The organism is Cupriavidus cauae (assembly GCF_026210475.1).
Taxonomy (GTDB): Bacteria; Pseudomonadota; Gammaproteobacteria; order Burkholderiales; family Burkholderiaceae; genus Cupriavidus; species Cupriavidus cauae.
In genome coordinates, this window is record NZ_CP080294.1 from 1,581,266 (window position 1) to 1,596,627 (window position 15,362).

Annotated in this window: 13 protein-coding genes; 8 read left to right on the top strand and 5 right to left on the bottom strand. The window is 67.7% G+C overall.

From position 1 onward, the window contains the following. The first annotated feature begins 248 nt into the window (after positions 1 to 248). The 5 genes from KZ686_RS22280 to KZ686_RS22300 all read left to right on the top strand — a co-directional run bounded on the left by KZ686_RS22280 (position 249) and on the right by KZ686_RS22300 (position 6,954). Positions 249 to 2,003 (top strand): thiamine pyrophosphate-binding protein, encoded by a 1,755-nt coding sequence (locus KZ686_RS22280; protein ID WP_226106087.1) that lies wholly within the window; start codon positions 249 to 251, stop codon positions 2,001 to 2,003. Positions 2,004 to 2,199: 196 nt separating this feature from the next. Continuing rightward, positions 2,200 to 3,429 carry a formyl-CoA transferase gene (frc, locus tag KZ686_RS22285; protein ID WP_149316235.1) on the top strand — a complete coding sequence of 410 codons (1,230 nt, stop codon included), beginning with the start codon at positions 2,200 to 2,202 and terminating at the stop codon, positions 3,427 to 3,429. Positions 3,430 to 3,508: 79 nt separating this feature from the next. Beyond that, a complete protein-coding gene (locus tag KZ686_RS22290; protein WP_265633709.1) occupies positions 3,509 to 5,638 on the top strand; it encodes an acetate--CoA ligase family protein in 2,130 nt (709 codons plus the stop codon). A gap of 228 nt (positions 5,639 to 5,866) precedes the next feature. Beyond that, a complete protein-coding gene (locus KZ686_RS22295) occupies positions 5,867 to 6,640 on the top strand; it encodes a fumarylacetoacetate hydrolase family protein (RefSeq protein ID WP_265633710.1) in 774 nt (257 codons plus the stop codon). A gap of 47 nt (positions 6,641 to 6,687) precedes the next feature. Beyond that, positions 6,688 to 6,954 (top strand): hypothetical protein, encoded by a 267-nt coding sequence (locus KZ686_RS22300; protein ID WP_265633711.1) that lies wholly within the window; start codon positions 6,688 to 6,690, stop codon positions 6,952 to 6,954. A 97-nt stretch (positions 6,955 to 7,051) separates the two neighbouring features. Here KZ686_RS22300 and KZ686_RS22305 read toward each other — a convergent pair whose 3' ends face one another. Beyond that, a complete protein-coding gene (locus KZ686_RS22305; protein ID WP_187829068.1) occupies positions 7,052 to 7,375 on the bottom strand; it encodes a LysR family transcriptional regulator in 324 nt (107 codons plus the stop codon). Between the two features lie 168 nt (positions 7,376 to 7,543). Next, positions 7,544 to 8,497 carry a LysR family transcriptional regulator gene (locus KZ686_RS22310; RefSeq protein WP_265633712.1) on the bottom strand — a complete coding sequence of 318 codons (954 nt, stop codon included), beginning with the start codon at positions 8,495 to 8,497 and terminating at the stop codon, positions 7,544 to 7,546. Positions 8,498 to 8,899: 402 nt separating this feature from the next. On the opposite strand from KZ686_RS22310, the gene KZ686_RS22315 reads away from it, so the two are divergent. Next, on the top strand, positions 8,900 to 9,808 hold the full coding sequence (locus KZ686_RS22315; RefSeq protein ID WP_150082525.1) for a LysR family transcriptional regulator: 909 nt from the start codon (positions 8,900 to 8,902) through the stop codon (positions 9,806 to 9,808). A gap of 129 nt (positions 9,809 to 9,937) precedes the next feature. Continuing rightward, positions 9,938 to 10,150, top strand: a complete 213-nt coding sequence (locus KZ686_RS22320) for a hypothetical protein (RefSeq protein ID WP_149316229.1) — start codon at positions 9,938 to 9,940, stop codon at positions 10,148 to 10,150. Positions 10,151 to 10,344: 194 nt separating this feature from the next. Here KZ686_RS22320 and KZ686_RS22325 read toward each other — a convergent pair whose 3' ends face one another. Continuing rightward, complete coding sequence (locus tag KZ686_RS22325) at positions 10,345 to 11,499, bottom strand: acyl-CoA dehydrogenase family protein (protein ID WP_226106083.1); 1,155 nt, start codon at positions 11,497 to 11,499, stop codon at positions 10,345 to 10,347. Between the two features lie 166 nt (positions 11,500 to 11,665). Here KZ686_RS22325 and KZ686_RS22330 point away from each other — a divergent pair, with 166 nt between their 5' ends. After that, positions 11,666 to 12,928 (top strand): MFS transporter, encoded by a 1,263-nt coding sequence (locus tag KZ686_RS22330; RefSeq protein ID WP_226106081.1) that lies wholly within the window; start codon positions 11,666 to 11,668, stop codon positions 12,926 to 12,928. A gap of 75 nt (positions 12,929 to 13,003) precedes the next feature. On the opposite strand, the gene KZ686_RS22335 is transcribed toward KZ686_RS22330, so the two are convergent. Both KZ686_RS22335 and KZ686_RS22340 read right to left on the bottom strand, forming a co-directional pair. Beyond that, on the bottom strand, positions 13,004 to 13,753 hold the full coding sequence (locus KZ686_RS22335; RefSeq protein WP_226106080.1) for an IclR family transcriptional regulator: 750 nt from the start codon (positions 13,751 to 13,753) through the stop codon (positions 13,004 to 13,006). A gap of 69 nt (positions 13,754 to 13,822) precedes the next feature. Then, positions 13,823 to 15,340 carry a class I adenylate-forming enzyme family protein gene (locus KZ686_RS22340; RefSeq protein ID WP_265633713.1) on the bottom strand — a complete coding sequence of 506 codons (1,518 nt, stop codon included), beginning with the start codon at positions 15,338 to 15,340 and terminating at the stop codon, positions 13,823 to 13,825. Positions 15,341 to 15,362: the final 22 nt, after the last annotated feature.

Below are 15,362 nucleotides of genomic sequence, written 5' to 3' on the forward strand. Positions count from 1 at the left end.
CGTTTATAGGAGTTGGCCGAATTTATAGGCATGAAAACGACTGTTTTGCTGCGATGCGTCGTCGAAATTCTGCGCCTCTCCCACATTTTCTCCTTGTCGACCTTTGATATATCACATACGGTATGTCATCAAGATCGCCCGAAACGATCGATTCGCGTCGCAAGCCGGCAGCCCTGCCGAAAGAAGAAGGTGAAGCGGTGCGTGCCCATGCAAACGGCCCGCCCGGAGTCCAACGAGGAGACCAACACATGTCTGCAGTCGTATCGCTGCGGCCGGAATCGACGACGGCCGATGACACCCTGAAGCAGAAGAGCCGGGATGCCGGCATCGTGTCGGGCGGCCATCTGGTCGCGCGGGCGCTGAAGAACGAAGGGGTCGATACCATCTTCACGCTCTGCGGCGGCCATATCATCGACATCTACGATGGCTGCGTCGACGAGGGGATCCGCATCATCGACGTGCGTCACGAACAGGTCGCCGCGCATGCGGCGGACGGCTATGCGCGCCAGACCGGCAAGCTCGGCTGCGTGGTGACCACCGCCGGTCCGGGCTGCACCAACGCCGTCACCGGCATCGCCACCGCCTTCCGCTCCGAAAGCCCGGTGCTGCATATCGGCGGGCAGGGCGCGCTGACCCAGCACAAGATGGGCTCGCTGCAGGACCTGCCGCACGTCGACATGATGGCGCCGATCACCAAGTTCGCCGCCACCGTGCCGAGCACCGAGCGCGTCGCAGACATGATCTCGATGGCCGCGCGCGAATGCTTCAACGGCGCGCCCGGACCCGCCTATCTGGAGATTCCGCGCGACGTGCTGGATCGCGAGGTCGACGTCGCCCGCGCGGTGGTGCCGCGCCCCGGCCACTATCGCGCCTCGACGAAGTCGATCGGCGATCCGCGCGACATCGAGAAGCTCGCCGACATCCTGGTCAATGCCGAGCGTCCGGCCATCCTGTTCGGCCAGCAGGTGTGGACCGCGCGCGGTCATGAGGAAGCGATCGCGCTGCTGCGCGGGCTCGATATCCCGGGCTATTTCAACGGCGCGAGCCGCGGGCTGCTGCCGCCGGGCGATCCGCATCACTTCGACCGTACCCGCTCGCAGGCCTTCGCCAATGCAGACGTGCTGGTGATCGTCGGCACGCCGTTCGACTTCCGCATGGGCTACGGCAAGCGCATCAGCAAGGAGCTGACGCTGGTGCAGATCGACATGGACTACCGCACCGTCGGCAAGAACCGCGAGATCGACCTGGGCCTGGTCGGCGATCCCGGCGCGATTCTCGGCGCGGTGCTGCAGGCCGCCAGCGGCCGCATCAAGCAGGACAAGCGCCAGGCGCGCCGCAAATGGATGGCGGACCTGACCGAGGCCGAAGGCGTGGCCACGCAGAAGCTGATGCCGCTGTTCCTGTCGGACAGCACGCCGATCCATCCGTATCGCGTCGCCCATGAGCTGAACGCCTTCCTCGGCGAGGACACCATCTATATCGGCGACGGCGGCGACGTGGTCACGATCTCCGCGCAGGCGGTGCGGCCGCGCAATCCGGGCCAGTGGATGGACCCGGGCGCGCTCGGCTCGCTCGGCGTCGGCACCGGCTTTGCCATCGCGGCGGGCCTGGCCAATCCGGGCAAGGAGGTGCTGTGCTACTACGGCGACGGCTCCTTCGGCATGACGGCCTTCGACATGGAGAGCGCCAACCGCTTCGGCGTGCCGTATCTGGCCGTGATCGGCAACAACTCGGCGATGAACCAGATCCGCTACGGGCAGCTGGCCAAGTACGGCGAGTCGCGCGGCAACGTCGGCAACCTGCTGTCCGACGTGCCGTTCAGCCAGTTCGCGCAGATGCTGGGCGGCTACGGCGAGGAGGTGCGCGATCCCGCGCAGATCGCCGGCGCGCTGCAGCGCGGGCGGGAATCGATCGCGCGCACCGGCAAGTCCGCGGTGATCAATATCTGGGTCGATCCGCGCGAATACGCCCCGGGCACCAAGAACCAGACCATGTACAAGTAGCCGGCTGCCGGCGGACCGGCGGCGCGCTCGCGGCGCGCGGCACCGGATGCGCAGGCCCCTGCAAGGCCCGCGCATCCGGCGGGCGGCGCACGCCCTCGCGCGCGCCAGCACGCCGTGGCACGCCCCCGTGCACCGACCGCGCCGGCCGGCTCCCGTGCAACCCACGATCACACCATAGAGGCGAGGAGACGACGCCATGAGCAAGGCATTGGAAGGAGTACGCATCCTGGACATGACGCACGTGCAGGCGGGGCCGTCGGCCACGCAGCTGATGGCGTGGCTGGGAGCGGACGTGATCAAGGTCGAACTGCCCGGCCGGGGCGACATCACGCGCAGCCAGCTGCGCGATGTGCCCAACGCGGACAGCCTCTATTTCACGATGCTGAACTCCAACAAGCGCAGCCTGACGCTGAACATGAAGACGCCGGAAGGCAAGGCGTTGCTGGAGGACCTGGTCGAGCGCTGCGACGTGCTGGTCGAGAACTTCGGCCCGGGCGTGCTCGATCGCGCGGGCTTCGACTGGGACCGGCTGCGCGCGCTCAATCCGCGCCTGATCTACGCCTCGATCAAGGGCTTCGGCCCCGGCCCGTACGCCGACTGCAAGGCCTACGAGAACGTCGCGCAGTGCATGGGCGGCTCCGCCTCGACCACCGGCTTCGAGGAAGGGCCGCCGACGGTGACCGGCGCGCAGATCGGCGACTCGGGCACCGGCGTGCATTGCGTGATCGGCATCCTGGCCGCGCTGCTGCAGCGCGAGCACACCGGCAAGGGCCAGCGCGTCGAGGTGGCGATGCAGGACGCCGTGCTGAACCTGTGCCGCGTCAAGCTGCGCGACCAGCAGCGCCTGGCGGCCGGCGCGCTGCGCGAATACCCAAACAAGGAATTCGGCGACTACGTGCCGCGCGCGGGCAACGCCTCGGGCGGCGGGCAGCCGGGCGCGGCGCTGCGCTGCGCGCCGGGCGGGGCCAACGACTACGTCTACGTGATCGTGCAACCGCAGGGATGGGAACCGCTGATGCGGCTGTGCGGGCGCGAGGACCTGATCTCGCATCCGCAGTTCGCCACGCCCGAGGCGCGCCTCAAATGCCTGCCCGAATGCTTCTCGATCATCGAGAAATGGACGCGCACGCGCACCAAGTTCGAGGTCATGGAAGCGCTCAACGAGGTCGATGTGCCGTGCGGCCCGATCCTGTCGATGAAGGACCTGATCGAGGACCGCTCGCTGTACGAGCGCGGCTATCTGGTCGAGGTCGATCATCCGCAGCGCGGCCGCTACGTGCAGCTCGGCTGCCCGATCAACCTGTCGGAATCGCCGGTCCAGGTCGATCGCTCGCCGCTGCTGGGCGAGCACACCACCGAGATACTCGAATGGCTGGGCCGCACGCCCGCGCAGATCGAGGCGCTGCGCGCGGCCGGCGCGGTCTGACGCCGCCTTGCCCCGGGCGGCCCGGCGCCGCCCTTCGTTCGCAAACTCCGCTGCAACCATGACCCGATGGAGGTCTGACATGGCGTATGACAAGGACGCGGTGCGCAATATTCTCGCCACCGCCAAGGAACAGGGACGCACCGCGCTGACCGCGCCCGAAGGCAAGCTGGTCTGCGATGCCTATGGCATTGCCGTGCCGGGCGAAGGGCTGGCGAAGTCCGCGGCCGAAGCGGTTGAGCTCGCCGGCCGCATCGGCTTTCCGGTGGTGATGAAGATCGTCTCCCCCGACATCCTGCACAAGACCGAGGCCGGCGGCGTGCTGGTCGGCCTGGACGACGCGCGCAAGGTCGAGCAGGGCTACCAGACCATCCTGGACAACGCGAAGCGCTACAACGCCAAGGCGGACATCGTCGGCGTGCAGGTGCAGAAGATGATCGGCGGCGGCCAGGAGGTCATCATCGGCGCGGTCACCGATCCGTCGTTCGGCAAGCTGGTGGCCTTCGGTCTCGGCGGCGTGCTGGTCGAGGTGCTCAAGGACATCACCTTCCGCATGGCGCCGGCGAGCGAGCAGGATGCGTTCGGCATGCTCGACGGCATTGCCGCCGCGCAGGTGCTCAAGGGCGTGCGCGGCGCAGAGCCGGTCGATCGCGCGGCGCTGGCCAGCATGATCCAGCGCGTGTCGCAGCTGGTGACCGACTTCCCCGAAATCGCCGAGCTGGACCTGAACCCGGTGTTCGCCAGCCCCAACGGCGCGATCGCGGCCGACGTGCGCATCGTGCTGGACCATGCGCCGCAGCCGCAGCGCTATCGCCCGACGCAGGAGCAGATCGTCGCGCAGATGAACCGCATCATGCGGCCCGACACGGTCGCGGTGATAGGCGCCTCGTCCGAGGACGGCAAGATCGGCAACTCGGTGATGAAGAACCTGATCAATGGCGGCTACCAGGGCAAGATCTATCCGATCCACCCGAAGGCCGAAGAGATCATGGGCATGACCGCGTACAAGAGCGTGCTCGACGTGCCCGGCGAGATCGACGTGGCGGTGTTCGCGATCCCCGCCAAGCTGGTGGCGCAGGCGCTGGAGGAGGTCGGCCGGAAGGGCATTCCCGGCGCCGTGCTGATTCCGTCGGGGTTTGCCGAGACCGGCAACGTCGAAGGGCAGGAGGAGATCGTCGCGATCGCGCGCAAGCACAACATCCGGCTGATGGGGCCGAACATCTACGGCTTCTACTACACGCCGAAGAATCTGTGCGCGACGTTTTGCACGCCTTATGACGTCAAGGGCAAGGCCGCGCTGTCCTCGCAGTCGGGCGGCATCGGCATGGCCATCATCGGCTTCTCGCGCTCGGCCAGGATGGGCGTATCGGCCATCGTTGGCCTGGGCAACAAGTCCGACATCGACGAAGACGATCTGCTGACCTTCTTCGAGCAGGACGACGAGACCGAGATCATCGCGCAGCATTGCGAGGACCTGAAGGACGGGCGCGCGTTCGCCGAGGCGGCGCGGCGCGTGTCGAAGGTCAAGCCGGTGGTGGTGCTCAAGGCCGGCCGCACCAGCCTGGGCGCGCGTGCCGCCAGCTCGCATACCGGTGCGCTGGCCGGCGACGACCGCATCTACGAGGACGTCTTCAAGCAATGCGGCGTGATTCGCGCCCGCTCGCTGCGCGACCTGCTCGAGTTCGCGCGCGGCATTCCGAAGCTGCCGACGCCGAAGGGCGAGAACGTGGTGATCATCACCGGCGCGGGCGGCTCGGGCGTGCTGCTGTCCGATGCCTGCGTCGACAACGGGCTGTCGCTGATGACGATGCCGGAGGACCTGGACGCGGCCTTCCGCAAGTTCATCCCGCCGTTCGGCGCGGCCGGCAATCCGGTCGACATCACCGGCGGCGAGCCGCCGACCACCTATCGGAACACGATCAAGCTGGGCCTGGAGGATCCGCGCATCCACGCGATCATCCTCGGCTACTGGCACACGATCATCACGCCGCCGATGGTGTTCGCCAAGCTGGTGGTCGAGGTCAAGGAGGAGATGGCGGCAAAGGGCATCGAGAAGCCGATCGTGGCGTCTCTGGCCGGCGACGTGCAGGTCGAGGAAGCGGCCGAGTACCTGTACCAGCATGGGGTGCCGGCCTACGCGTACTCGACCGAGATTCCGGTCGCGGTGCTCGGCGCGAAGTACAAGTGGGCGCGCGGCGCGGGCAAGATCTGAGCGCGTAGAAGGGAGAGGGCGGCGGCGTTGGGAGGCGCCGCTGGCCCTCTCCCTCGACCCCTCTGCCGCACGCGAGAGAGAGGGGCGCTCGGTACGCGGGCGACGACAGCGTTGCCGAGGCCCGCGGTTTTCTCCCCTCTCCCGCCTTGCGGGAGAGGGGCCGGCGGAGAGGGCACGTCCCCCCGACACTGCCCGCACTGAACATTTACCCGCGCCACGGGAGACCCCATGCAAACCTGGATTCGCTTCGACGCCGGCGATGGCCGGCCACGGATGGGCCGGCTCGACGGCGAGCGGGTATTCGAATACGACGGCCCGGGCTACGCCTCGCCGAACCCGACCGGCGTTTCGTTCCCGCGCAACGAGGTGCGGCTGCTTGCGCCCTGCGAGCCGTCCAAGATCGTCGCGCTGTGGAACAACTTCCGCGCGCTGGCCCAGAAGCTGGGCAAGCCCGAGCCCGCGCATCCGCTGTTCCTGATCAAGCCCGGCACCTCGCTGGCGGGCCCCGGCGACACCATCGCGCGGCCGGCCGGCTACGGCGGCAAGATCGTGTTCGAGGGCGAGCTCGGCATCGTGATCGGGCGTGTCTGCCGCGATGTGCCGGTGGCCGACGCGTCGGCGCACATCTTCGGCTATACGGTCGTCAACGACGTCACCGCGGCCGACCTGATCGCCGAAGACCCGAATTTCCCGCAGTGGTGCCGTGCCAAGGGCTTCGACACCTTCGGCTGCCTGGGCCCGGCCATCGTCACGGGTTTCGACTGGCGCGATGCCGGCGTGGTCACGCGGCTCGATGGGGCCGAGCGCCAGCGCTATCCGCTCGACGACATGATCTTCACGCCCGAGCAGGTGGTCAGCTGGCTGTCGCGCGACATGACGCTGATGCCGGGCGACGTGATTGCCTGCGGCACCTCGGTCGGCGTGGGCTCGATGAAGGCTGGCGCGGTCGTCGAAGTGCGCATCGAAGGCATCGGTGCGCTGATCAATCCGGTCGGCGGCTAGCCCGCGCGGCAACGCGCCGCCGGCCTCGCTCGCGATGGAGGCCTGCCATGACGGACCCGGAAGAACTGGCTTATCTGCTCGCCGGTGCGTCGATGCTGGCCGGCCTGATCGGCTACCGCCACGCCGGCGTGTTCGCGCTGCACGCCGGCTGTCTCGGCGGCCTGGGCGTGGCCATGTCGGCCGCCTGGCTGTCCGGCGGCCATGGTCCGTGGGTGGTGCTGGCGGGATTGGCGCTGGCCGCGGCGGCGGCAGCGGGGATCGCGATCGGCGCGCGGACCGGTGTGCGAGGCGCGCGCTCGTCGGGAGCGAAGTAAGGGGAGAAAGCAAGCATGTCGTCCCCGTGCAGCGGGGGGACCCAGTGGCTTTCGAAGACGCTGGGTTCCCGCCTGCGCGGGGACGACGTGACGGCGCTCAGCTCGCGCGCCGGCTCATCGCTTCCAGATACGCGTTCTTCTTTTCCAGGATCAGCTGGCTCAGGAACGGCGCGTCGTACGCCGTCAGCAGATGCGCGTGGTAGGTCTCGATGTAGTGCGCGATGCGGGTGCGCTCGCACTCGACCACGCCGCACAGCCAGCCATACATCGCCTCATCCCAGCGGAAGCGCAGCCCCAGCTCGACGAAGGCCGAGTTGTAGGCGGCCAGCTGCTGCTGCACCGACGGCTGCTGCTGGTGCTGCTGTTGTACCGGGGCCGCGGCGGGAATCTCGTTCTGCCGTTCGATCTGCGCTTGTTCCATGGTCGCTCTCCTTTGCCGGTGCGGTGGGACATGCAGGCAGCATAGGGGCCGCGAACGATTAACAACAATTGAAGTTGATCGGCAAAATCATAAGCCATTGTTTATGGGTCGGGCGATGCAAGCGCAAGGGCAGGGCCGGACCGGGCCTCGCGGGAGCCCGGGGCAGGATCAGGAGCGGACGGCGCCCTTGCCCCGAATCAGGCCGTCGACGGCGGTGATGCGATCGATCTGCGCCGCGCCTTCGCTCAGCAGGAAATGCTTGAACGCGAGCGCGACCGGCGGCAGCCGCTTGTTCTTGCGATGGACCACGTACCAGTTCAGCATCACCGGAAAGCCTTCCACGTCGAGTACCGCGAGATGGCCGGTGCGCAGTTCCAGCGCGACCGTGTGGGCGGACAGGAAGGCGATGCCCATATTGGCGATCACGGCCTGCTTGATGGTTTCGGTACTCTCGATCTCCATCGTGATGCGCAGGTTCTGCAGCCGCGCCGCGAAGCCTTCCTGCATCGAGTTCCAGGTGTCCGAGCCCTTCTCGCGGCAGATGAAGGCCTCGTCCGCCAGCGCGGACAGCGGCACGTTGCGTTTGCCGACCAGCGGATGATCCGGCGCGGCGACGATGACATAGGGGTGGGGCGCGAACGAATCGTTGACGGTGTCCATGCCCGCCGGCGGCCGCACCATCACCGCCAGGTCGGTCAGGTTGCCGGCGAGCTGGTGCAGCAGCTCCTCGCGGTTGTGCACCGCGAGGTTCAGCGTCACGCCGGGATGGCGCCGCATGAATTCGGCGATCACGCGGGGGAAGAAGTAATCGCCCGCGCTGATTACCGCGATATTGAGCCGGCCGCCCGCGATGCCGCTCAGTTGCGCCATCGCGTCCTCGGCCTCGCGGAACTGCTGGATGATGCTGCGGCTGTAGTGCAGCATCTCGGTGCCCGCGGGGGTCAGGTAGATCTTCTTGCCGAGCTGCTCGAACAGCGGCAGGCCCACGTGGTTCTCGAGCTGGCGGACCTGCGTGGAGACGGCGGGCTGGGTCAGGTGCAATTCCTCGGCCGCGCGCGAAAAGCTCAGGTGGCGTGCCACCGTTTCGAAGACCTTGAGCTGGCGCAGCGTGGCGTTTTTCATGGCGGCCTCGTTCGGTCGGCGTTGCGCGCGCTGCGGCGCTTGCTGCGGCGCGTGATCGGGATTGTTTTCGCTGCAGTGCATCGCGGCATCGCGGCATCGCGGCACCGCTGCACCGGTGCACGCCGCGGGATGGGCGTGTGTCTGTGGCGCGCGGTATGGTGCCGGCGGCGCCGTCCATCCATAGATGGTCGTCAATGATCTTAATAAAAAAGTTAAGGCGTCGTGGATAGTCGTTTGCACTAGCATCGAAGGACCCATCGGCGCTCGCGCAGCCGGCCGTACCGCAGTCCCGCCGAACGACCGTGGCACATAAAAAGCACAGCGCTGCCCCGCCGGCCCCTCGCCGGCGGCACCGGCAGCGGCCGCAAGCCCACGAGGCATGCGGTGCACGAGGAGACCACGATGAATGTCTCGCTTCCGCAGTTGAAGGCCTTCGCCGCCGTCGCGCGGCATCGCAGTTTCACCCGTGCCGCCGCCGAACTCGGACTGACGCAATCCGCCGTCAGCCGCAGCGTGCGCGAGCTGGAAGAGGAAATCGACCTGCGCCTGTTCGACCGCACCACGCGCCAGGTCGAGCTGACCGAGGCCGGCACGCTGCTGTCCGAACGCATCTGCCATCTGATCGACGAGGTCGAACAGACCTTGCACGAAACGCACTCCAGCGCGCGGCCGGCGCATGGGCGCGTGCAGCTGGCGGTAGGGCCGATGCTGTCATCCATGCTGGCGCCGGCGTGGCTGCAGGCCTGCCAGAGCGCGTGGCCCGACATCGATATCGTGCTGCGCGATGTCGCCCCCGAGGCGGCGCTGCATGCGGTGCGCGGCGGCGAGGTCGATTTCGCGGTGGTCAGCGACCCGGAGCCTTGCGCCGAACTGCAGTTCGAGCCGCTGTACGAGGAGACCTTCCATGCAGTGCTGCCGACCGGCCATCCGCTGGCCTCGCGCGAGGCGCTGGGCTGGGGCGACCTGAACGATGCGCAGCTGTTCGGGCTCGACCGCCAGTCGGGCATGCTGGCCGCCATCGAACGCGCCATGGCCGCCTATCACGTGCGGCCGCGGGTCTATCGGCCCCTGGGCCATTTCTGCGCGGTGCTGGGCATGGTGGCGCGGCGGCAAGGGCTTGGCGTCGTCCCATCGCGCGCCCGCGCCGCCGGCGTCCCGCCCGGCGTGGTGCTGCTGCCGCTGCGGCCGCATGCCGCCATGCAGGTTGTGCTGGTGCGCCGCAAGGGGCGGTCGCTGAAGCCGAACGCCGCCGCCATCTGGCGCGTCATCACCGAGCAGGAGGGCCCCGATGTGGCGCTGAAGACCGGCTGACCGCGGCCTGTGGCACAGGAGCGACAGACTAGGGGCGCTGTTTGATATATCACATACAGAATATTTACTTCTGGTGCGTTGCACCATATACTGGACATTCCTTGATTGATGTCTTATCGGAGTGTCCTGATGCAAACCACCCTGTTGACCCTGCTGTCGCTTGGCCTGTTTTCCCTCGGCGTGTCCGCCACCGTGCTGCTCGCCACCTGCCTGCCCGCGCCGACGCTGCTGCGCGCCCAGGCGCACGGCCGCTTCGCCGGCCTCGGTAGCGCCCCGCGCGATGATGGCGCCAGCGAGGACTCGCACAAGGCCGCCGGCCAATTCGTGCTGACCCATGCCTGAGCCGGTTCGCTGGCCACGCGGGCCGCTCCGATCGCGGAGCGGGCGGCGTGGCCAGTGAATTCATTGTTCTTCTCCGTTACCCTTCCGCGCCTCCTTCCTCCCCCGGCACCCCGGCATCGCGGCGTGTTCGCGCCGTGTTCGCGCCGTACTCCCCGGAGTCAGCCGCCGCAGTCAGCCGCCGCAGTCAGACGCCGCTAATACTCGAGCAGCGCCTTGCCGATCGTGTTGCGCAGGATTTCCGATGCGCCGCCCGCGATCTCGTAGGCCTTGGCATCGCGCAGATAGCGGCCGTACGGCGAGTTCTCCATGACGCCATAGGCGCCGCAGATCTGGATCGACGTGCTCGCCACCTCGGTCGCCAGCGCGCTCGCCACCAGCTTGGCCTCGCTGGAGAGACGTGGCACGTCGCCGCCCGTGTCGAGTGCCTGCGCCGCGCGATAGGTCAGCAGCCGCGCCGCATCGATGCGCGCGACCATGTCCGCGAAGTACCACTGGATGCCTTGCTTGTCGAACACCGTGCTGTCGAACACCTTGCGCTGGCGGGCGTGCGCCAGCGACCGGTCGAAGGCCGCGCGCGCGATGCCCAGGCTGATGCCAGCCGCCATCGTCCGGGAGTAGTTCAGCGTGGTCACCGCCGCGCGCACGCCCTTGCCTTCGATGCCGATCAGGTGGTCCAGCGGCAGGCGGCAGCCGTCCAGCACCAGATTGACGTGCGGCCCGTTGCGCAGGCCGAAGGTCGCGGAATTCTCGCCGACGTAGGTCGACAGCCCCCTGGTATCGCCGGGCAAGGCAAACGCCGAGACGCCCTGTTCGGTCTCGGCCAGGATGATGAAGAACTCCGCGGCGGAACCGGAGGTGATGAACGACTTCTCGCCGTCGAGCACCCATTCGTCGCCGACCCGCTTCGCCTTGGTGTCCAGCGAGCGGATATCGCTGCCGTGGTTGGCCTCGGTCAGTGCGTAGGCGGAAATCAATCCCTGGGCAAAGCGGGGCAGGTAGCGCTGCTGCAGCGACGCATTGCCGAACAGGTGGAGGATCGTCTGCGCCTGCAGGATCGTGATCAGGCTGATCCCGACCGCCGCGCTGGCATACGAGGCTTCCTCGAACACGGCCAGCGCATGCAGATAACTGCCGCGTCCGCCGTACGCCGGCGGCAGGAAGATGCTGTTGTAGCCAGCGCGTGCCAGCGCGCGGATCTCCTCCACCGGATAGACATCGCGCGCGTCGATCGACGCCGCGTTCGGCTCGATGTGCTGCGCCACCAGCGCGCGCAGGTCGTCGAGAAAGTCCGGTTCGACCATGTCCTGCCACAGCGTCTTCCTGTTGTCGTTGCCGCCCGTCTGCTGCATCTGTGTCTCCTTTCGCGTCGTCGATGAGGGTGTCGATGTGTTTCAGTATGCTGAAACATGATTCTCTATATTGACATTATAGAAGCCCGCCCTAGAATCCGTGCAAGCGTGGCGGCCGGCACGGCCGGTCGGCGCGCGCACAAGAAGATCGACAGCGGAGACAACGATGAAGTGGTATCGCGAGTTGAGGAAGGACGAGCGCCGCACCTTCGTGGCGGCATTCGGCGGCTGGGCGCTGGACGGCGTGGACTTCATGATGTTCACCTTCGTGCTGGGCACGTTGATGTCGATCTGGCAGATCGACCGCACGCAGGCCGGCATGCTCGGCACGGTGACGTTGCTGGTGTCCGCCGTCGGCGGATGGCTGGCCGGCATCCTCGCGGACCGCTATGGCCGTGTGCGCGTGATGCAGTGGACCATCCTGTGGTTCTCGGTCTGCACGCTGCTGCTCGGCTTCGCCCAGAACTTCGAGCAGGCCTTCGTGCTGCGCGCGCTGCAGGGGCTCGGCTTCGGCGGCGAGTGGGCTGTCGGCTCGGTGCTGATGGGGGAGATCGTGCGCGGCAAGCATCGCGGCAAGGCGGTCGGCACGGTGCAAAGCGCATGGGCGGTCGGATGGGGCATTGCCGCGATCGCCTACACGCTCGTCTATTCCTTCGTGCCGGAGGAAATGGCGTGGCGCATCCTGTTCTGGATCGGCATCCTGCCGGCGTTGCTGGTGTTCTACATCCGCAAGCATGTGCCCGAGCCCGAGGTTTCGGCCAACGCGCGCGCCGCCGCGGCCGCGCGCGGAGAGACCGTGCCGTTCCATCGGATCTTCTCGCGCGGGCTGCTGCGCACGACGCTGCTGACCTCGCTGCTGTGCACCGGCGTGCAGGGCGGCTACTACGCGATCACGATCTGGCTGCCGACGCTGCTGCGGACCAAGTACCAGCTATCGGTACTCGATACCGGCGGCTATCTGATGGTGGTGATCGTCGGCTCGTTCTGCGGCTACCTGGCCGGCGCCTATCTGACCGACTGGTGGGGACGGCGCGCCAATCTCTATGTCTTCACCGTGCTGTCCGGGCTGTCGATCTGGTTCTACAGCCAGTACGACATCAGCAACAGCCTGATGCTGTGGCTGGGCTTCCCGCTCGGCTTCGCCGCCTCGGGCATCTATAGCGGATTGGGTGCGTTCCTGACGGAGTTGTTCCCGGCGTCGGTGCGCGCCAGCGGGCAGGGGTTCGCCTACAGCTTCGGGCGCGCGGTCGGCGCGCTGTTCCCGACGCTGGTCGGCCACCTGAGCCAGAAGATCGGGCTCGCGGCCGCCATCGGCGCCTTTGCCGCGGGCGCCTATGTGCTGGTGCTGATCGCGGCGCTGATGCTGCCGGAAACGCGGGGCAGGGATCTGGAGGGCAATCCGGAGGCGGTACCGGCTTCGGCGGAATAGGCGAGGCGCGGAGGGTGGCGCGAGGGCTGCGCGGAGGGCGGCGCGGGCCGGAAAGACGCCCGCGGCCCCCGCGCCTCAGGCGGCACGCGTTTCGAACGACGCGCGCCAGTTGCGCGCGAACGCGGTGATCAGCTTCACGTGCCGGTCCAGCGCCGGCTCGATCCGTGTCGACGGGCCGGCAATCGCCACGGCGTAGTACTCCTTGCCGATGCGCATGGCGTCGGCCACCGCGCTGACATCGTCGAAATACTCGCCGCTCGACATATACCAGCCGCGCGCGCGGCTCGCCTCCAGGTCCTTGAGCAGCGCGGCGCGCGAGGAGATCGATTTCCTGCTGCGCCGGGCGAACTGCATGCCGGCGATCATCGCGTCGCGCTCGTCGTCGGGCATCGTGCCGAGCAGCGCCTTGCCGACCGCGCTGGCGTAGAGGGGGCGCGTATCGCCGACACGGACGATGAAGCGGATGCTCTGCTCGCTCTCGAGGACCTCGACATACTGCGCGGTGGCGCCGACCAGCTTGGCCAGCACCACCGTTTCCTCGCACTTGTCGCGCATCTCGGCGAGCGCCGGCACGATCCAGTCGGGCAGCGGATCGAATTCCTCGATCGAGCGCGCCAGATGGCCGAGCAGCCGGGTCATGTAATAGCCGCCCTGGGTCTTGCTTTCCATCAGGTAGCCGCGCGCTTCCAGCGTCTTGACCAGGCCGTGGCAGCTGGACAGCGGCATGCCGGTGGCCTTGGCGAGCATCGACACGGACATCGGCCGGCGCTCGCGCGCGAAGGTCTCGATGATGTCCAGGGTTCGGCCGGCGGCGGGTACGGTCATGGGCTTCGGAATAGGCGAGGAGGATGGGGAGCCGAGTCGGCTGAACGGAATGATAGCGGATCGTTCCGCTCAGCCAGGCGATCCGTGGCCCTGTGATGCGGTCTTCAGGTCGATCGTCGCGGCGGAGTTCCTGGCCAGGCGGAAGCGCTGGATCTTCTGTGTCGGCGTCTTGGGGATTTCGCTCGCCAATTCGAGATAGCGCGGCACCATATGGCGGGGCAGCGCGGCGCGCAGGTGCGCGAGCAGCGCGTCGGCATCGAAGGCGGCGCGCGGCACCACGACCAGCTTGATCTCTTCCTCCAGTATCTCGTCGGCGACGCCCACCGCCGCGCAATCGGCAATCTGCGCGAACTTGAGCGCGGTCAGCTCGATCTCAACGGGCGAGATCATCTCGCCGCCACGGCGGATCAGTTCCTTCTTGCGGCCCTCGAAGTAGAGAAAGCCATCGGCGTCGAAGCGGCCGAGGTCGCCGGTATGGAACCAGAGATTCTCCATTGCGGCGAGCGTCTCCGCCGGCTTGCGGAAATAGCCGCTCATCATCACGTGCGGCTCGCGCGGCCGCACCGCGATCTCGCCGATCTGGCCCGGTGCCAGCGTGCGGCCATCGTTGCCGAGCACCACCACGTCGAAATCGTCGCGCGCCGCGCCAACCGAGCCAAAGCGATAGCGCGAGCGCGCATTGATCGTGACGAGGCCGCCCGTTTCCGTCATGCCATAGAGCTCATGGACCTGTACCGGCAGCAGGCCGTTCAGGCGCTCCCATACCGCGCGCGGCGCCCCGCCGCCGACGCACCAGCGCAGGCTGGTCTGCACCGGTGCGGTCCATTCCCGAGCCAGGATGCTGAGCACCGTGCCGACATAGGTGAAGCCGGTGGCGCGGTAATGCGCGGCCTGTTCCAGGAATCTCGACGCGGAGAAGCGCGCGACGATCGCCACGCTGCAGCCGGTGGTCAACGCCGACATCACCGAATACATCTGCGGATTGGCGTGATGCAGCGGCAGGAACGTCATGATGCGGTCGTCCTGCGTGATGCCGATCGCCTCCGCCACCTTCTCGCCCGCGGCCAGGTACGAGCGATTGGGAATCACCACGCCCTTGGGCTGGCCCGTCGTGCCGGAGGTGTACAGGATGGCGGCGGGCGCGTCGTCGTTCGCTGCGGCCGGCGCCGCGGGCGCATGCGAACCCACTGCGGCGAGATACGCGTCTTCGCCGGCAAGGCCGTGGACCGCGATGCCGCAGGAGGCGGTTTCGGTGGCGAAGCGCGCCTGGTCGCTTGTCTCGCACAGCAGCAGGCGGGATTCGCTCTGGCCGACGATATAGCGCAGCGGCTCGCCGAACATCTCGTGGCTGACCGGTACCGCCACCGCTCCGCGCGCCAGCAGCGAGAACCATGCGAACAGGAACAGCGGCCGGTTGCCGATCGCCACCACGACGCGGTCGCCCGGCTGGACCGCCAGTGTCTCGAGCCAGGCGGCGCCGCGCAGCGCCGCTTGCGCGACGGCGCCGAACGTCCAGCGCTGGTCTTCGAACAACAGGAACGGGGCGTCGGGGCGTTCGCTCGCCATGCGCAGCAGACGTGAAATCACGGTGGTCTCCAATCTTTCAGTA